Genomic DNA, 17,654 nt, shown 5'->3' on the forward strand with positions numbered 1-17,654 from the left:
GGGTTATCCCTTGACGCTGAGGGATGTGCCTCTTCCGTTGATGCGCATGCCGTATTCTTGTTCTTATAAATCAACGTCCATTGACGTTTGGCAAGCAAATCGATTTCTCCCCGGGCGTCAATAGGAGGATGCGATAGTGCGACGAAACCCTCTACGGTGCGTACCATTGTTAACTGTTGGTTTTAGATTAACCGCAGGATAACCGCGCCGTGTCTGGAAACTGGAACCTCTGGTATCGGGGCCGGCGCGGGAAGCGCAGCCGCGTCATGCGGGCTCGCGCGAGCCACCCCACAACTGGAGGAGACATGTCCCAAGAGGCAATAGCCGAAGCGCTGGCCAATGAGCCGTCGCGCGCCAAATCGCGAATCGAATCACGCTCGATCGACTACGTGCCGCTCGCCGAACGCAAGGGCCGGGCGTGGCACCTGTGGCCCGTATGGTTCACGGGCGATGCCAACCTCGCGACCATCGCGGCCGGTGCGATCGGCATCAGCATGGGCGGCAACCTGCTGTGGAGCGCGATCGCCATCGTGCTCGGCAACGTGCTCGGCACCTTCTTCATGGCGTTCCATTCGAGCCAGGGGCCGCAGCTCGGGCTGCCCCAGATGATCCAGTCGCGCCCGCAGTTCGGCTATATGGGCGCGTTGCTCGTGTGGGTGGTCGCGCTCGTCACCTATATCGGCTACAACTCGTTCAACCAGCTGATGGCGGGGCAGACCGCGCATCATCTGCTCGGTACCGAACCGCATCTGAGCTACATCGTCTTCACCGTGATTGCGGTCGCGCTCGCGGTATTCGGCTATGACCTGATCCACAAGGCGCAGCGCTGGCTCGCGTTCGCGCTGCTCGCGGCGCTCACGATCTTCAGTATCGGCATGTGCGTGAAGGTGCCGTTCCCCGCTGGCCAGTTGAGCCTCGCCGGCTTCAAGACCACACCGTTCCTCGTGCAGCTCTTCTCGGCGGCGGCGTATCAGCTCTCGTGGTCGATCTACGTTTCGGACTACTCGCGATACCTGCCGCCCACTACCGGCGTGCGTGCCACCTTCTGGTGGACCTTCCTTGGCGCGTTCATCGGCGGCGTCTGGATGATGCTGGTGGGCACCGCCGCGGCGGCGCTCAACGCGCAGATCGAGATTTCCGATGCGGTCCAGCGCGCGGGCGACATGATCTTTCCGGGCTTCGGCACGGTCACGCTGCTGCTTTCGCTGCTGGGGCTGCTCGCCATTACCGGCCTGAACTTCTACGGCGCGTCGCTCACGTTGCTCAGCATCACCGACTCGTTCAAGCCGCTCAAGTCGAACGCGACCAAGCGCGTGGTGAGCCTCATCGTGGTAGCCCTCACGGCGACGTCGCTCGCGTTCGCGGCGTCGGACAACTTCATGGGCAAGTTCGGCGATTTCCTCGGCATTCTCGGCTACCTGTTCACGCCGTGGACCGCGATCAACCTGGTCGACTTCTTCATCGTGCGTCACTCGCATTACTCGGTGCGCGAGATCTTCAACCCGCGCGGCATCTACGGCCGCTGGAACTGGCGCGGCCTGACCGCCTACGCGGTGGGCTTCGTCGCGATGATCCCGTTCTTCAAGACGGAGCTTTACACCGGCCCGGTCGCCAATGCGCTTGGCGGCACCGACATCGCGATGCTCGTGGGCCTGCCTGTTGCCGCGCTGGTCTATCTGTGGACCTGCCGCTCGCTCGACATTGAAAAAGAACGCCAACTCGTGCGCGAAGCCGACCGCGGCCTGAACTGATTGCGCCACCACAGCGACTACAACATGAAATCGATGAACACAATGCGGCTTGCCGCACTGCACGCGGCTGCGCTCGCGCTCGCCGCGCTTCCGGTGGCAGCCCGTGCACAAAGCAGCGTCACGCTCTACGGCGTGCTCGACGCGGGCGTCACTTACGTGAGCAACGCCGGCGGTTCGTATCAGGTGAAGTTCGACGACGGTGTTTCGTACGGAAACCGCTGGGGCCTGCGCGGAACCGAGGATCTGGGCGGCGGCCTGAAGGCCGTCTTCAAGCTGGAGAGCGGCTTTCACATTGGCAACGGCAAGCTCACGAACGGCGGATCGCTTTTTGGCCGCCAGGCTTATGTAGGTCTGCAAAACGACTGGGGCACGCTCACATTCGGCAACCAGATCGACATGACGCAGGAGTTCGTCTACCTGTACAACGCCTCGTCATGGGCGAGCGGCTACGCGATCAACCAGGGCGACTTCGACCGCATGAACGGCGACCATCTGCCGAACGCCGTGAAGTTCATGTCGAGTACGTTCGGCGGCTTCCAGTTCGGCGGCATGTACTCGTTCAGCAATACGCCGGGGGACTTCCACACGGGCAGCGCGTGGAGCGTGGGCGCGCAGTATCAACACGGCGCGTTCTCGATGGGTACGGCCTATACGCAGTTGAACAACCCGTCGGGCATCTACGCGTTCGATCCCTACAACATGATCGGCGTGCGCACGTTCTTCGGCAGGCCGACCGTGAGTGTCGATCCCGCCACGGGCACCGTCAGCTCGCTCTATGCCAGCACGCCGTTCCCCGTGGACAAGCAGGGGGCCTTCGGCGTAGGTGCGAGCTACGTAGTCGACAAGGTTACGCTGATGGGCGCGTTCACGTACACGCAGATCAAGGCGTTCGGCGAAAGCGAGCACATGCAGGTCGCCGAGGGCGGGGCGAACTGGCAGATTACGCCCGCAGCGAGTCTCGTAGGCGGCTACCAGTACACGCACTTCGACGGCCACCACTGGAACCAGCTCTCGGCGGCGATGCATTACCTGCTGTCGAAGAGTACGGACGTCTATATCTCGGGCGACTGGCTGAAGGCGTCGGAAGGCGTGGATGCGGTGATCGGCTATAGCTTCACGCCGTCTTCCACGACCACGCAGGCCGATGTGCGCATCGGCATGCGCCACACGTTCTGATGAAAACGGCTACCACCCCGGAGCTGGACGACCTGCGGGTCTTCTGCACGGTCGCCCGCAAGTCGAGCTTCAGTGCGGCCGCCGACGCGCTCTCCGCCTCGGCGGCATATGTGAGCAAGCGCGTCGGGATACTCGAAGCAAGGCTCGGCACGCGTCTGCTGCATCGCTCCACGCGCCGCGTGGCGATGACAGCGGCGGGCGAGCGCGTTTTTTCCTGGGCCGAGAAGATCCTCGACGACGTGGACCAGCTCGTCGAGGACGTCTCCAGCACGCGGCGCATTCCGCGCGGCACGTTGCGCGTGTCGAGCAGCTTCGGCTTCGGGCGCAAGTTCGTCGCGCCGGCGCTGGCGGCGTTGTCGGACCGGTATCAGCAACTGAACGTGCAGCTCGACTTGTTCGACCGCGTGATCGATGTGGTGGGCGAGGGCTTCGATCTCGATGTGCGCATCGGCGACGACATCGCGGGCCATCTGATCACGAAGCGGCTCGCGACGAACTACCGGGTGCTTTGCGCCGCGCCTTCGTACCTCGCGCAACATGGCACGCCGCAGACCATCGCGGAGCTGGAGTCGCACGCGTGCCTCGCGATCAAGGAGCGCGATCATCCGTTCGGCGTCTGGCGGCTCGATGCAGAAGGCAAGACGACTGCCGTGAAGGTGACGGGCCCGCTTTCGACGAATTATGGCGAAGCCGCGGTGCAATGGGCGCTGGCCGGGCGCGGCGTCGTGTTGCGCTCGATCTGGGACGTGGGGCCGCTACTGGCCGAAGGCCGGCTGCAGCGCGTATTGCCCGAGGTCACGCAGCCCGCCAACGTCTGGGCGGTGTTTCCGGAGCGGCTCGCGCAGTCGGCGAAAGTGAAAGTGTGCGTGGACTTTCTGGTCGAAACGTTCGCGCAGGCCGGGTTCGGCGGCGCAGCGCGGCCGGTGCCGGAGATCGCCGATAACGCCTGGTGCGATGTGGGTGCAGGCGAACGTCTCGTGGAATCCGACTGAAAAGGAGTATTTGGCGTGATCGATTTTACCCATGTTCGTTCGTTGCTGGAGGCGAGGCGCGAAGGCTACAGCCTCGCAGGAGACTTCTATACGGACCCTGCCATGCACGAACTCGACATCGAGGCGGTCTTCTCGAACGAATGGCTGTTCGCGTGCAACGCGGCCGAAATTCCGCGCGAAGGCGACTACGTCACGCTGGATATCGGCAAGACTTCGGTGGTCGTGCTGCGCGGGAAGGGCGGGGACGTGGGCGCGTTCTTCAACACCTGCCGCCATCGCGGATCTGTGCTCTGCACCCGGCCGGCGGGGCACGCGAAGCGGCTGGTCTGTCCGTACCATCAGTGGGTCTATGAGCTCGACGGCAACTTGCTGAGCGCGCGTCAGATGCCCGCCGGTTTCGATCGCGGCGCCCATGGCCTGCGTCCCGTTCATGTCGAGATCATCTGCGGGATGGTGTATGTCTGCATCGCCGACACGCCGCCCGACATCTCACGCTTCAAGGCGGCGGTCACGCCGTATATCGCGCCGCACCAGCCGGATCGTACCAAGGTCGCCTTTTCCATGACGATCGTGGAAGAGGCAAACTGGAAACTCGTCATCGAGAACAATCGCGAGTGTTATCACTGCGTGGGAAGCCATCCGGAACTGCTCGCCACGCTGATTGAATTCGCGCTGCCGGACGACCCGCGCGCGAACCGCGATTTCCAGCTCCTGATGCAGGAAAAGACGGCACTCTGGGACCGTTTCGGGTTACCGCATCTGCCCGCGGACGGCGGCACGGAATTCCGCTGCATCCGCTTGCCGTTCCATCGCGGCGCGGTCTCGTTCACCGCCGATGGGCGCCCTGCGTGCAAGAAGCTGCTGGGCGGCCTGACCGAGCCCGATCTCGGTTCGGTACGGATGTTCAGGGTTCCGAACAACTGGAACCACTTCCTCTCGGACCATATCATCCATTTTCGCGTGCTACCCCTGTCGGCCACGCAGACGGCGCTCAAGACGACGTGGCTCGTGCACGAGGATGCCGTAGAAGGCGTGGACTACGACGTAGAGACGCTCACAGCGGTATGGCGCGCGACGAACGAGCAGGACGCCACGCTGGTGATGCACAATCAGCGCGGCGTGAATTCGAAAGCGTATACGCCGGGGCCTTATGCGCCTTCGGAGTTCATGCTGACCAACTTCACCAACTGGTACGCGCGGAAGGTGGCGGAGTACGTAAAAGGAGCGCGGTGGGCGATTTCGCAGGCTTGATGAAAAAAGTGCATCAATTAGTTCTTAAATATCGTTTGTCGCCTGCGTTTCCCAATCCCTATACTCGGTCCGGCGTCGCGTGTGTGCTGCACACCGCAGGCGCATTCCCGGCCGCTTCGTTTCAGGCGTGCGGCCACCCCAAAAAAATGAAGACGGCACGTACGTCGGTCGGTCCCGTGCGTGAACCCCGCAAGAGGGCAGCGGAAAGGCCAGACGTGCTTCGCCTCTGAAAGTCGACATGGAGACAGCGCACGTCATGCGTTCACAATCCGGCAAGAATACTGAGAATCCATCCAGCTCGAGACCCCGGAAGCCCAAACTCCATCGCAGCCTGCAAGCGCGCCACCTGCGCATGATCGCCATTGGCGGCTCCATTGGCACGGGCCTGTTCGTGGCCACGGGCGCATCGATTTCGCAGGCGGGACCCGGAGGCGCGATCCTTTCGTACATGGTGATCGGCCTGATGGTCTATTTTCTGATGACGAGCCTCGGCGAGATGGCGGCGTTCATGCCGGTTTCGGGCTCGTTCGCCGCGTACGGTGCGAAGTTCGTCGATGAGGGCTTCGGTTTCGCCATTGGCTGGAACTACTGGTATAGCTGGGCCGTGACGATCGCAGTCGAACTGGTCGCGGCGCAACTCGTGATGGGCTACTGGTTTCCGCACGTGCCCGGCATCTGGTGGAGCGCGCTCTTTCTGGCCGTGGTTTTCTCGTTCAACGCGTTGTCGGTTCGCGGCTTCGGCGAGGCCGAGTACTGGTTCGCGTTGATCAAGGTGCTGACCGTGCTTGCATTTATCGCCATCGGCCTCCTGATGATTTTCGGCATCCTGCATGGCGGCCCCAGCAATGGTTGGGAAAACTTCACGATCAAGGACGCGCCGTTTGCCGGCGGCTGGAGCGCGATGCTCGGAGTTGCCATGATCGCGGGCTTTTCGTTCCAGGGCACGGAGATGATCGGCGTTGCGGCGGGCGAAGCAGAAAATCCGGGCTCGACGATCCCGCGCGCCGTCAAGCAGATCTTCTGGCGCATCCTGCTTTTCTACGTGCTCGCGATTTTCGTCATTGGCGTGCTCGTTCCCTACACGGATCCCAACCTGCTGAAGAGCGACGTGACCGATATCGGCGTGAGTCCGTTTACGCTCGTATTCCGGCGTGCCGGTCTTGCCTTCGCGGCCGGCGTGATGAATGCGGTCATCCTCTCCGCCGTGCTGTCCGCCGGCAATTCCGGCATGTATGCGTCGACCCGCATGCTGTACAACCTCGCCATGGAAGGCCGCGCGCCCCGGCTGTTTGCGAAGCTCTCGCCGGGCGGCGTGCCGCGCAACGCACTATACGCGACGACTGCGGTCGGGGCACTGTGCTTTCTCTCGTCGCTCTATGGCGACAAGACGATGTACCTTTGGTTGCTGAATCTGTCGGGAATGGCGGGCTTCATCACGTGGCTCGGCATTGCGGTCAGCCATTATCGATTCCGCAAGGGATTCCTGAAGCAGGGCTATCGCCTCGAGCAATTGCCGTATCGCGCGAAATGGTTCCCGTTCGGCCCGATTCTCGCCGCCGTGCTGTGTACCGTTGTCACGCTCGGCCAGAACTATCAGGCTTTCCTTGCCAATAAGATAGACTGGGTAGATGTGGCTGCGACCTATATCGGCCTGCCGCTCTTTCTCGTGGTCTGGTTGGGCTATTCGATCGTGCGCAAATGTCGGCGGGTTCGCTACGAAGACATGGAGATCGCGCCGTGGATCGAACGCCAGATGGCGGCTTCGACCGAGACTTCGTCGAGCGCCGGCTATCCCGCGAGCATTGCCAGCCAGGTGAATCAGGTGAAGGCGGCTTCGGACGTGTGATCCCGCGCTGCTGGCGTCGACCTTCTCCTGTTTTCCTTTCGCACATCGAAATTCTGCAATCGCATGAATAACTACTACGAATCCACCGTCTCTCGCCCGTCCTACCCGCAACTGACCGGCAAGACGGATACGCAAATCTGCATTGTCGGCGGCGGCCTCGCCGGCCTGAATACCGCGCTCGGGCTAGTCGAGCGCGGCGTGCGCGACGTCGTCGTGCTCGATGCCGAGCGCGTGGGCTTTGGCGCATCGGGACGTAACGGCGGCTTCGTGTTCGGCGGTTACAGCCTCGATAATGCCGAACTGCTGCGCACGCTCGGGCACAGCCAGGCGCGCGCCCTGTACCGGCTCACGGTCGACGCCGTGGACCTGATCCGCACGCGCATCGCGCGCTACGGCATCGATTGCGAGATCGTCGATCGTGGCGTCATGCTTGCGAACTGGTTCGATGATCCGTCGCGGCTCGACGCCACGCGCACGCTGATGAAGCGCGATTTTGGCGTCGACTGGGAGCCGGTAACCAAGGACGCGTTGCGCGCGCAGTTGAAGACCACGCGTTATCACGGCGGCCTGTTCGAGCCCAACGCTTTTCATTTCCATCCACTGAAGTATGTGCTCGGCGTTGCGAACGCCGCGGCGCAGGGCGGCGCCCGAATCTACGACCAGTCGCCGGTGCGCGCGATCGAGCGGAACGGCGCGGGCTTCGTCGTGCGTACGCCGCACGGCACCGTCACCGCGAAGGATGTCGTGTTCGCCGGTGGCGGCTATGCGCGCGGCGTCGCACCGCGTATCGAGCGCGCGGTATTGCCGATCGCGACCTATGTGATCGCCACCGAGCCGCTTGGTGTGCGCCTCGCCGATGCGATCGACGCGCCCTATGCGGTCTACGACACGCGCTTCGCGTTCGACTATTACCGGCCGCTGAAGGACACGCGCATTCTTTGGGGTGGCCGGATCTCGGTGCTCGACCGCGGTCCGGACGCCATCGCGCGGCTGCTCAAGCGCGACCTCGCACGCGTGTATCCGCAACTGGCGGATGTGAAGATCGAGCACGCCTGGGGGGGCTTGATGAGCTACGCGCGGCACAAGATGCCGCAAATCGGTCGAGACGCCGACGGCGTCTGGCATGCCATCGCGTTCGGCGGCCACGGCATGGCGCCCACCACGGTCGCGGGCGAGACGCTCGCCGACGCCTTGGCGCTGGGAGTGCCGGTGCCCGAAGGCTTTTCCGCATTCAGCCTGACGCGCACCTTCGGCCTCGCGGGCCTCGCGGCCGCACAACTCACATACAGTGCCTTCCAGGCGCGCGATGCGCTCGCCGCCTACCGCCACTAAACCCCGCACTCTCTCCGCCCAACCCGATGCCTGCTTCGAGGCACGGGTTGCGCGCGCGTGCCGCGTATTCGGCGGCGTCAGCGCTTGCGATCGACCCGGCGTGCGAAATAATCGCCGACCAGCTGAATCACCGATACGAGCGCGACCAGTATGAAGATCACGACGATCATCACCTGGGTTTCGTAGCGTTCGTAGCCGTAGCGAATCGCCATGTCGCCAAGGCCTCCGCCCCCGACGGCGCCAGCCATCGCCGACATGTCGATCATCGCGATTGCGGTTACCGTGACGCCGCCGAGAATGCCGGGCAGCGCTTCGGGCAACAGCACGTGGTGGACGATCTGGGAGCGTTTGCAGCCCATCGCGCGCGCGGCCTCGATGAGCCCAGGCTCCACACCGCCGAGATTGACCTGGACGATGCGCGCAAAGAACGGAATCAGGTTCGCGCTCAACGGCACGACGGCGGCCCACGCGCCCAGCGTCGTACCGACGATGAAGCGCGTGACGGGCAGCAGCGCGACCAGCAGGATGATGAAGGGGATCGCGCGGAACATGTTGATGGCGGTCGAGAGCGCCTTGTGCAGGAGCGGTCGCGGATAAAGCCCGCCTGGTGCGCTCACCGTGAGCACGATCGCGAGCAGCATGCCGGCGACGATCGCGATCAGCATGGAGGCACCCACCATTAGCAGGGTCTGCAGCAGGGCCTGCACGTAGCGGTCAGCCAGGGTTGGCGACATAAGCTTTCACCTCGATGGAAGCATGCGCAGGTATGTGAACTATCAGAATGCGGGAATCACGGACCCATTGAAGTGTGTCTGGATGAAGTGCCTGACTTCCTCTGACTGATATGCCTTGACGAGCTTCGGCACCCACGGTGCGTTGCGGTCCCGCTCGCGCACCGCGATGATGTTCACGTAGGGGTTGTGTTCCTTGTGCTCGACCGCGATGCCGTCGCGCGTAGCATAAAGTCCCGCCTCGGACGCCACATTATTGACGATGGCCGCGGCATCGACGTCGGGCAGCGAGCGCGCCTGGACCAGCGGGTCGGCCTCGACGAAATTCAGCTTGCGTGGGTTGGCGCGCACGTCCTGTAGCGAAGCGGTGCCGGTGTAGGGATCGAAGCCGTCGCGCAACGTGATGAGCTTGTGATCGCGCAGGATCACGAGGGCCCGGGTCTGGTTGCTCGGGTCGGCAGGAATGCTGACCGTTGCGCCAACAGGAAGCGCCTCGAGCGACTTGTACTTCTTCGAATAAAAGCCGATGGGCGAAATATACGTGTCGCCAGCCGCCACGATCTTGTAGCCGCGCGACTTGACCTGATCGCGCAGATACGGAATGTGCTGGAAGGAATTGGCGTTCAGATCGCCGTTGTTCAGCGCCTCATTCGGGCTCGCGGTGCCGCTGATGACGATGGCCTCCACGTCCAGCCCGTCCTTCTTCGCAACCTGCGTGACGACTTCCCAGATCTGCTCGTCTACGCCGCCCGCCACGCCCACCTTGAGCGGCGTCGGCGCGCCGGCGGAGAAGGCGGGGCCGCTGGCCAACGGCAGCACGAGCGCGAGCGCGGCGAGAATGGGCAGGGTGCGTCGAATCATGAATGGCTCCGGGGTGTAAGGATGAGTTGGTACGCCGGGCCATTATAGGAACGCAGATCTGCGTGGCACTACGAATGGATTGTCGAATGCTAATGACGCGCGGTGGTTCATCTATGTCCACCAGGCCAGCGTAGTGCGACGCCTTTTGGTTGCAATGCGCTCGTTTTTATGGATTGCTACGAGGCGAGCGACCCGACTCACGCGCGGCGCTTCACACCCGGCAGTACGCACAGCGCTTCATAAGCGAGATTGGCGGCAAGCAGGGCGGTGGTGCCGAACGGATCGTACGGCGGCGCGACTTCGACCACATCGGCGCCCACCAGGTCAAGCCCCCACGCGCCACGAATGATTTCGAGGGCTTGCGGGACCGTCAGCCCTGCGATCTCCGGCGTGCCGGTACCGGGCGCGTACGCGGGGTCGATGCCGTCGATATCGAAACTCAGATACACCGGCCCTCCGCCAACGCGCTCGCGCACCTCTGCCATCAGCGGTTCGAGCGAGCGGTTCCAGCACTCCTCGGCCTGCACCACGCGAAAACCCTGTTCGCGGCACCAGTCGAAGTCTTCGGCGGCGTAGCCGGTGCCGCGCAAACCGATCTGGACCACACGCCGGCAGTCGAGCAGACCTTCCTCGACCGCGCGGCGAAACGGCGTGCCGTGCGCAATCTTCTCCCCCATCATCGTGTCGTTGACATCCGCGTGCGCGTCGACGTGGATCAGGCCGACCTTGCCGTGCCTGCGATGAATGGCACGCAGGATCGGCAGCGTGATCGTATGGTCGCCGCCTAGCGTGACCGGCGTAGCGCCGTGGCTCAGGATGGCGTCGTAGGCCGTCTCGATCCGGGCGATCGAATCGGGGAGGTTGTACGGATTGATCGCGACATCGCCGATATCCGCGACGCGCAGCGAATCGAACGGCGCGGCGCGTGTCGCCATGTTGTACGGGCGCAGCAACACCGATTCGGTGCGAATCTGGCGCGGCCCGTAGCGCGCGCCGGTGCGATTCGATGTGCCCAGATCGAACGGCACGCCGACGAAGCAGGCATCGAGCCCTTCGGCATTCTCCACGTTGGGCAGTCGCATCATCGTCGCGATCCCGCCGCAGCGCGGCATCGCGTTGCCGCCCAGGGGCTGGAAATATTCCGTGTTCATGATTCGCTCCAGTTGTATTCAGTCAGTTGCTTAAAAGCATTCGATGAATGCATTTTCCGCGCGACGGCGGGACACGAACAACCGAAATAATTTCATGGGACGCATGCCCTCCCGTCATGGATCGGCGTAAACCCTCGCACCTCGCCGTGCATAGGCGGGTTTTCCTCAGGTCATGCAAGAAGCTCATGCACCTCATGAAAACATATCGATTGTCCGCGCCGCGCGGCGCCGCCGAGAATGGTTTGGACAACGACGCAGATGCGTGTGCATAGGCCAGCCGGGCCGGCATCGGCATCGGGCGGTACCAACCAGGAACGCGACCATCCATGAACTATCCGGAATTCACCGCCAGCTTCGAGGAAGCCGGCGCGCGGCCAATTCAGTGGCCCCATACAACGGGCCAAACCTGCGGCGAGGCACTCGTCACCCTGCTCGAAGGATACGGCGTCCAGTACGTGTTCGGCATTCCGGGCGTGCATACGGTCGAGCTTTATCGGGGTCTCGCGGCTTCGTCCATTCGCCACGTCACGCCGCGCCATGAGCAGGGTGCGGGCTTCATGGCGGACGGCTACGCACGCGTGACCGGAAAACCTGGCGTGTGCTTCATCATCACGGGGCCGGGCATGACGAACATCGCGACCGCGATGGCGCAGGCGTATGCCGACTCCATTCCGATGCTGGTGATATCGAGTGTAAATGCACGCCGCGAACTCGGTAACGGAGACGGACGCCTGCACGAACTGCCGTCGCAGCGCGACGTGTTCGCCGGGCTCACCGCGTTTTCGCACACACTGCTCGATGCTGCGGAGCTGCCCCAGGTGCTGGCCCGGGCATTTGCCGTTTTCGGCGGCGCGCGGCCGCGGCCCGTGCACATCGAGATTCCGCTGGATGTGATCGTCGCGCCCGCTCGCGGCATGAACCTGCTGCCAGCCGCGCTGCCGGCGAGGCCGGCGAGGCCGGCGGGATGCCCGGCGGCCCTCGCTGCGGCCGCAGACCTGCTCGCCACGGCGCGACGTCCGCTGATTCTCGCAGGCGGAGGCGCGCTGCACGCCGCGGCCGAACTGCAGGAACTCGCTGAACGCCTGCAGGCGCCGGTTGCGCTGACGATCAACGCCAAGGGCCTGCTGCCGCCAGAGCATCCGCTGCTGCTTGGCTCGACGCAATCGCTGCCGCCCACGCGGGCGCTGGTCCGCGAAGCGGACGTCGTGCTCGCGGTCGGCACCGAGTTGGGCGAAACCGACTACGACGTGGTGTTCGACGGCGGCTTTTCGATCGAGGGCCGGCTGATCCGCATCGACATCGACGCGCAGCAACTGATGCGCAACTTCAGTCCCGACGTGGCCATCGCCGCCGACTCGCAGCAAGCGCTTGGCAGCCTGTCGACGCGGCTGCATGAAGGCATCATGTCGGCGCGTCAGCGCGACTGGGGCGCGCAGCGGGTCGCGCTCGCGCGGCAGGCCGTGGAGGCCGGCTACGACGCGCCAACGCGCTCGCAGAAGCGCCTTGTCGATACGATCACTGCCACGTTGCCGAATGTCATCATCGCTGGCGACTCGACCAGCCCCGTGTATGCGGGCAACTTCGTGCACGACGCACCGCAGCCGCGTTCATGGTTCAACTCGTCGACTGGCTACGGCACGCTGGGCTATGGGCTTCCCGCGGCGATTGGCGCGAAGCTCGCCGCGCCCGATCGTCCCGTGGTTTGCCTGATCGGCGACGGCGGGCTGCAGTTCACGCTGCCGGAACTCGCCAGCGCTGTGGAAGCCAGGGTGCCTGTGGTGGTGCTCTTGTGGAACAACTATGGCTACGGCGAGATACGCCGCTACATGACGGCGCGCGACATCGTGCCGGTCGGCGTCGATATCCACACGCCGGATTTCCTCGCGCTGGCGCGTGGCTTCGGCTGCGTGGCTGCTCGCGTGGATACGCCCGATGCGCTTGCCGCCGAGCTGCAGCAGGCCGTGTCGCGCGACATCCCGACAGTGATCGAAGTGAACGAAGCCGACTGGTTTGCGCGGGTGCCGGCATGAAACAGCATGAAGGGTTCGAGCTGCGTACGCAGCTCTACATCGACGGCTTCTGGTGCGCGGGCGAGGGCGGGCAGCGTCTGCCGGTCGTCAACCCATCGACCGAGGAAACGATTGCCCAGGTCGAGGCCGGCAACGCCGCCGATGTCGATTGCGCGGTGCGTGCCGCCGCACGGGCCTTCCGCACCTGGAAGAAGACAACCGGCGCGCAGCGTGCCAGCTTGCTTCGTGCGATCGCGAGCGGCGTGAGCGACCGGCGCGAGCATCTGGCGGCGCTGCAGTCGCTCAACAATGGCAAACCGCTGGAGGAAGCGCGAATCGACGTGAGCGACGTGATCGCCACCTTCGAGTACTACGCGGGGCTCGCCGAACAACTCGACGCAATCGGCGAGTCCGGGGTCGCAATTCCCAGCGACGACTATCAGGCGAGCGTCCGGCGCGAGCCGGCAGGCGTGGCCGCGCTGATCGTGCCGTGGAATTTCCCGATGGTCACCACGGCATGGAAGCTCGCGCCCGCGCTTGCGGCCGGCTGCACAGTCGTTCTCAAGCCCTCCGAAATCACGCCGCTGCCCGAGCTGGCGCTCGCTGCGATCATTGCGGACGCCGGTGTGCCGGGGGGCGTGGTCAACGTCGTGACGGGCACGGGCACCGAAGTCGGGGCGCCGTTGGCGGCACACCCGCTCGTCGCGAAGGTTTCCTTTACCGGCAGCACCGCCGTTGGCGCGCAGGTCATGAAGACCGCTGCGGACACCATCAAGGGCGTGAGTCTGGAACTGGGCGGAAAGTCTTCCATCATCGTGTTCGCCGATGCGGACCTCGATCTCGCCACCGACCTCGTGGCGGGCGGCGCGTTCTTCAATGGCGGCCAGATGTGCTCGGCCACGTCGCGCGTACTGGTCGAGCGACCGATAGCGGACGCGCTCGCCGCGCGTCTCGCCGACCGCGCAACGCGCACGGTCGTGGGCGATCCATTCCGGCCCGGCGTGCAGATGGGGCCACTCACCAACCGCGCGCAGTTCGAACGCGTGCAGCGCTACATCGCGCGCGGCAAGTCCGACGGCGCGCGTCTCGTGATCGAAGGCGAGGCGCCGGCAGGTCCCGGCTACTTCGTGAAACCGACCCTGTTCGTCGATATCCCGGCCGAAAGCCCGCTGTGGCGCGAGGAGATCTTCGGCCCCGTGCTGTGCCTGCGCAGCTTCGATAGCGAGGACGAGGCGATCGGCGCGGCCAACGACACCGAGTTCGGCCTGGTCGCCACGGTCGTCACGCGCGACGCAGGGCGGAGCAGGCGAGTGGCGGCCGAACTGGAAGCGGGCGTTGTGTGGATCAACGCGCCGCAGGTCATCTTTCCTCAGACCTCATGGGGCGGCTACAAGCGCAGCAGCATCGGGCGCGAGCTGGGTCCGTTCGGGCTCGCCGCCTTCCAGGAAATCAAGCAGGTGCTCATGCCTGCCGGGGCCGCCGGCGCTGTGGAATGCGTTCGCGGCGCATGAGCTTTTGTCATGGCCCGCATGCAGAGATTTCGTTTGTTGCGGGTTTTTGACGCACGTAGAGTCCATTCACGTAGCACGTTCGCGTGATTTTTGGTAATGGCAGCGCGCATTGGGCAGCGCCCATACGGTTCAATCAGGAGATGACCATGCAGGGGATCAAGCTGGGGAGAAGGCAGGCCATTAAGGCGATCGGCACGGCTCTGGCGGCATCGGCGCTGCCCATGCCATTCATCAGTACTGCCAGGGCACAGGAGAAGAGCTATGCGGGCAAGACCCTGCGGCTGCTCACCTGGTCCGACGACACCGGCGCAGCGGCTTTGCGCAACATCGCCGCCACGTTCAGCCAGAAGACCGGTGCACAGGTCATCGCCGACCGCGCCGATGGCACCTCCGGCATGGTCGCGAAACTCAAGGCGGCCGGCGACCGGCCCACCTACGACGTGATCACGCTTGCCGGGGTCGGCGCCTCCGGTCTTGCCGATGCGGGCCTGCTGACGAAGCCGGACCTGAACAAGCTGCCGAACCTGAAAGACGTCGCACCGCAATACCGCACGGGCGCCAACGGATTCGGCGTCGGCTACCTGCTGTGGTCGGACGGTCTCATCTACAACACGTCCACCGTGAAGGCCGCGCCCTCGACGTACGAAGCCCTTTGGGATCCGAAGTATGCGGGACGCCTGTTCCTGCCGCCGCCCGAATGGGCGGAAGCGGTCGATCTCGCGATCATCGCCGCGAAGATGGCGGGCGGTTCGCAGCAGAATATCGATCCGGGCTTCGAGAAACTCGCCCAGTTGAAGGACCGTGTGCTGACACTCGGCGAGAACCCGAACCAGGTCGCCGACCTGTTCCGCACCGGCTCGCTCGACATCGGCGGCATCTATGCACCGGCATTCTTTCCGGAGCAGATCCGCAAGCCCGAGTACAAGATGGCCGTGACTTACGGCATGAAAGAGGGCTTCGCGACCCAGCTGATGTTTACGGTGATTCCGAAGTCGCATCCCGGCGATATCGATCTCATCCACGCGTTCATCAATCATTCGCTCGATGCCGGCGTGCAGGGCCGCATGGCCGCCGACGTGCTCAACGGTCCGGTGAACTCGCGCGCGATCATTCCCGCCGAAAGCCGCGCCTTCGTGCCGTCGCCGCAGCAGATCGCCGAGAAGGCCGTGCTTCACGACGACAAGGCGCTCGCCGCGTTGCAGCCTGCGTGGATCAAGCGCTTCACCGAGATCTTTTCCGCGTGAGCGCCATGTCAGCCCTCTCTTCACATCGCGCGGGCACGCCGGCGCAGGCCGGCGAGTCGACGGCCCAGCCCGCCACCGCAACGGCGCTGCCGCGCGTGCCGCCGTTGCTGCTGCTCGCGCCGATCCTCGCGTTTCTCGCCGTGCTCATCGCGGCGGCGCTCGCCGTGCTGCGCATGAGCTTCGGTGTTCCGGGCAACGAGTGGCATGCCTTCACGCTGCAGAATTACGTCGACCTCGGGGACGCCTACTTCCTGCGCTCGCTCTGGCTGACCTTGCGCCTGGCCTTCCAGAGCATGATCGTTGCGGTCGTGCTGGCGATTCCGGTGGCACTCGCGATGGCGCGTACGCAGTCGCGCACCGCGCGACGCCTCCTGCTGGCCGGCGTACTGCTGCCGCTGCTGGTCAACCTGCTGCTGCAGGGCTACGGGTGGCTCGTGATGCTGGGGCCGGCGGGCCTCGTCAATCACGTGCTCATGGCCACCGGCCTGATCGGGCGCCCCGTGTTGTGGCTGTATCGCGAGAACGGTGTGCTGCTCGGACTGATTCAAACGGCCTTTCCGCTCGCTGTGCTGCCCATCTCGAGCGCGATGCGTGCGGTGTCGCGCTCGTACGAAGAGGCGGCGGCTACCCTCGGCGCAAGCCGCTGGCAGACGCTGCGCCACGTGATGCTGCCGCTTGCGATGCCCGGCATCGTCTCGGGCGCGCTGCTCGTGTTCGCCTATAACGCGAGCGCGTTCGCGGTGCCATTGCTGCTGGGCGGACGCCGCGTGCCGATGCTCGCCGTACTCGTGCACGATCAGGTCGCGCCGTTGCTGAACTGGCCCGCGGCGTCTGCCTCGGGTGTCGTTCTGATGGCCGCGACGCTTGCGGTGATGGCCATCTCGCAACGGCTGGTGCGCAACCTGCAACGCCACGCGGAGTCCCGCTCATGAATGCCTTGCGTATTCCCCTGACGATGCCCGGCCGCCTCAGCCGCGTGACGGGATGGTGCGCGACGATCGTGCTCTTTCTCGCCGCGCTGCCGATTCTGACGATGATCACGATGTCGTTCGGCAATGCCGACACGCTCGAATTTCCGCCGCAGAGCTTCGGCTTGCACTGGTATCGGGCCGCCTGGCACACCTTCGTGTCGCCCGACGCGAGCGACGTGCTGTCCATGGGCACCGCGCTCACGACGAGCCTCATCGTCGCGGTCTCGACGATGTTCATCGCCACCGCCGTTTCCGTGCCCGCTGCCTACGCGCTCTCGCGCTACCGCTTTCGCGGCAAGGCCGTGATCGAGCAACTGGTCGCGCTGCCGCTCGTCTATCCGCTCGTGATGCTGGGGCTTTCGCTGCTGCTCGTCTTCAATGTCCTACCGGTGGAACTGGGCATGGGGCGGCTCGTCATTGCGCACGTCATCCTGGCGCTGCCGTTCACGGTGAAGAACTGCGCGGCATCGGTTGCGTCGATCGGACCGGAGTTCGAGGAAGCCGCCTGCGTGATGGGTGCGAGCCCGCGGCGTGCGCTCGTCGACGTCGTACTGCCGCTCATGCGTCCCGGCATTCTCGCCGGCATGCTGTTCGCGTTCATCATTTCGTTTAACGAATTCACGGTGACGTTCTTCCTCTACGGCATCAACACGATGACGCTGCCTGTCTGGCTCTACAGCCGCACCGTGTCGTCGCTCGACCCAACCGTGTTTTCGTTCGCGGTCTTCATCGTGCTGATCGACTTCGCCTTGATCTGGCTGCTCGAAAAGCTCGTCGGCGACGCAGGCGTGGCGCTCTGATCGCCGCCTCTCACGCGGTCCCCGGGCA

The 17,654-nt window shown here is 64.4% G+C and carries 14 protein-coding genes; 11 read left to right on the top strand and 3 right to left on the bottom strand.

Annotated elements, in window-relative coordinates:
• Positions 1 to 305: 305 nt before the first annotated feature.
• The 6 genes from AB4Y42_RS18145 (at position 306) to AB4Y42_RS18170 (ending at position 8,348) form a co-directional block, all read left to right on the top strand.
• Entirely contained in the window at positions 306 to 1,751 is a 1,446-nt protein-coding gene (locus AB4Y42_RS18145; protein WP_368687818.1) for a cytosine permease, read from the top strand.
• A gap of 24 nt (positions 1,752 to 1,775) precedes the next feature.
• Positions 1,776 to 2,927, top strand: a complete 1,152-nt coding sequence (locus tag AB4Y42_RS18150; RefSeq protein WP_368694907.1) for a porin — start codon at positions 1,776 to 1,778, stop codon at positions 2,925 to 2,927.
• Positions 2,927 to 3,919, top strand: coding sequence for a LysR substrate-binding domain-containing protein (locus AB4Y42_RS18155; RefSeq protein WP_368694908.1), 993 nt, complete (start codon positions 2,927 to 2,929; stop codon positions 3,917 to 3,919). The genes AB4Y42_RS18150 and AB4Y42_RS18155 overlap by 1 nt, the downstream gene beginning before the upstream one ends.
• Positions 3,920 to 3,934: 15 nt before the next feature.
• Entirely contained in the window at positions 3,935 to 5,170 is a 1,236-nt protein-coding gene (locus AB4Y42_RS18160) for an SRPBCC family protein (protein ID WP_368694909.1), read from the top strand.
• Between the two features lie 256 nt (positions 5,171 to 5,426).
• Complete coding sequence (locus AB4Y42_RS18165) at positions 5,427 to 7,016, top strand: amino acid permease (RefSeq protein ID WP_368694910.1); 1,590 nt, start codon at positions 5,427 to 5,429, stop codon at positions 7,014 to 7,016.
• A gap of 63 nt (positions 7,017 to 7,079) precedes the next feature.
• Positions 7,080 to 8,348 carry an NAD(P)/FAD-dependent oxidoreductase gene (locus AB4Y42_RS18170; protein WP_368687813.1) on the top strand — a complete coding sequence of 423 codons (1,269 nt, stop codon included), beginning with the start codon at positions 7,080 to 7,082 and terminating at the stop codon, positions 8,346 to 8,348.
• A 77-nt stretch (positions 8,349 to 8,425) separates the two neighbouring features.
• On the opposite strand, the gene AB4Y42_RS18175 is transcribed toward AB4Y42_RS18170, so the two are convergent.
• From AB4Y42_RS18175 to speB, 3 genes are all read right to left on the bottom strand, one after another.
• Complete coding sequence (locus AB4Y42_RS18175) at positions 8,426 to 9,082, bottom strand: methionine ABC transporter permease (protein ID WP_368694911.1); 657 nt, start codon at positions 9,080 to 9,082, stop codon at positions 8,426 to 8,428.
• Between the two features lie 42 nt (positions 9,083 to 9,124).
• Positions 9,125 to 9,940, bottom strand: a complete 816-nt coding sequence (locus AB4Y42_RS18180) for a MetQ/NlpA family ABC transporter substrate-binding protein (RefSeq protein WP_368694912.1) — start codon at positions 9,938 to 9,940, stop codon at positions 9,125 to 9,127.
• Between the two features lie 197 nt (positions 9,941 to 10,137).
• A complete protein-coding gene (speB, locus tag AB4Y42_RS18185; protein ID WP_368687811.1) occupies positions 10,138 to 11,091 on the bottom strand; it encodes an agmatinase in 954 nt (317 codons plus the stop codon).
• A 326-nt stretch (positions 11,092 to 11,417) separates the two neighbouring features.
• Between speB and AB4Y42_RS18190 the strand changes: the two genes are divergently transcribed.
• The 5 genes from AB4Y42_RS18190 to AB4Y42_RS18210 all read left to right on the top strand — a co-directional run bounded on the left by AB4Y42_RS18190 (position 11,418) and on the right by AB4Y42_RS18210 (position 17,626).
• Positions 11,418 to 13,121 (top strand): 5-guanidino-2-oxopentanoate decarboxylase, encoded by a 1,704-nt coding sequence (locus AB4Y42_RS18190; RefSeq protein WP_368694913.1) that lies wholly within the window; start codon positions 11,418 to 11,420, stop codon positions 13,119 to 13,121.
• Positions 13,118 to 14,611 (top strand): aldehyde dehydrogenase family protein, encoded by a 1,494-nt coding sequence (locus tag AB4Y42_RS18195; protein WP_368694914.1) that lies wholly within the window; start codon positions 13,118 to 13,120, stop codon positions 14,609 to 14,611. The genes AB4Y42_RS18190 and AB4Y42_RS18195 overlap by 4 nt, the downstream gene beginning before the upstream one ends.
• Before the next feature lie 146 nt (positions 14,612 to 14,757).
• Complete coding sequence (locus AB4Y42_RS18200; protein WP_368694915.1) at positions 14,758 to 15,855, top strand: PotD/PotF family extracellular solute-binding protein; 1,098 nt, start codon at positions 14,758 to 14,760, stop codon at positions 15,853 to 15,855.
• 5 nt (positions 15,856 to 15,860) lie between these two features.
• Positions 15,861 to 16,787, top strand: coding sequence for an ABC transporter permease (locus AB4Y42_RS18205; RefSeq protein ID WP_368694955.1), 927 nt, complete (start codon positions 15,861 to 15,863; stop codon positions 16,785 to 16,787).
• On the top strand, positions 16,784 to 17,626 hold the full coding sequence (locus AB4Y42_RS18210; protein WP_368694916.1) for an ABC transporter permease: 843 nt from the start codon (positions 16,784 to 16,786) through the stop codon (positions 17,624 to 17,626). The genes AB4Y42_RS18205 and AB4Y42_RS18210 overlap by 4 nt, the downstream gene beginning before the upstream one ends.
• The last annotated feature ends 28 nt before the right edge of the window (positions 17,627 to 17,654 follow it).

The organism is Paraburkholderia sp. EG286B, from assembly GCF_040965655.1.
GTDB lineage: Bacteria > Pseudomonadota > Gammaproteobacteria > Burkholderiales > Burkholderiaceae > Paraburkholderia.

What these genes read in the sequence shown, in the direction of transcription:
- AB4Y42_RS18145 (WP_368687818.1), top strand. Translation starts at nt 306, where the DNA reads ATGTCCCAAGAGGCAATAGCCGAAGCGCTGGCCAATGAGCCGTCGCGC.
- AB4Y42_RS18150 (WP_368694907.1), top strand. Translation starts at nt 1,776, where the DNA reads ATGAAATCGATGAACACAATGCGGCTTGCCGCACTGCACGCGGCTGCG.
- AB4Y42_RS18155 (WP_368694908.1), top strand. Translation starts at nt 2,927, where the DNA reads ATGAAAACGGCTACCACCCCGGAGCTGGACGACCTGCGGGTCTTCTGC.
- AB4Y42_RS18165 (WP_368694910.1), top strand. Translation starts at nt 5,427, where the DNA reads ATGCGTTCACAATCCGGCAAGAATACTGAGAATCCATCCAGCTCGAGA.
- AB4Y42_RS18170 (WP_368687813.1), top strand. Translation starts at nt 7,080, where the DNA reads ATGAATAACTACTACGAATCCACCGTCTCTCGCCCGTCCTACCCGCAA.
- AB4Y42_RS18175 (WP_368694911.1), bottom strand. Translation starts at nt 9,082, where the DNA reads ATGTCGCCAACCCTGGCTGACCGCTACGTGCAGGCCCTGCTGCAGACC.
- AB4Y42_RS18180 (WP_368694912.1), bottom strand. Translation starts at nt 9,940, where the DNA reads ATGATTCGACGCACCCTGCCCATTCTCGCCGCGCTCGCGCTCGTGCTG.
- speB (WP_368687811.1), bottom strand. Translation starts at nt 11,091, where the DNA reads ATGAACACGGAATATTTCCAGCCCCTGGGCGGCAACGCGATGCCGCGC.
- AB4Y42_RS18190 (WP_368694913.1), top strand. Translation starts at nt 11,418, where the DNA reads ATGAACTATCCGGAATTCACCGCCAGCTTCGAGGAAGCCGGCGCGCGG.
- AB4Y42_RS18195 (WP_368694914.1), top strand. Translation starts at nt 13,118, where the DNA reads ATGAAACAGCATGAAGGGTTCGAGCTGCGTACGCAGCTCTACATCGAC.
- AB4Y42_RS18200 (WP_368694915.1), top strand. Translation starts at nt 14,758, where the DNA reads ATGCAGGGGATCAAGCTGGGGAGAAGGCAGGCCATTAAGGCGATCGGC.
- AB4Y42_RS18205 (WP_368694955.1), top strand. Translation starts at nt 15,861, where the DNA reads ATGTCAGCCCTCTCTTCACATCGCGCGGGCACGCCGGCGCAGGCCGGC.
- AB4Y42_RS18210 (WP_368694916.1), top strand. Translation starts at nt 16,784, where the DNA reads ATGAATGCCTTGCGTATTCCCCTGACGATGCCCGGCCGCCTCAGCCGC.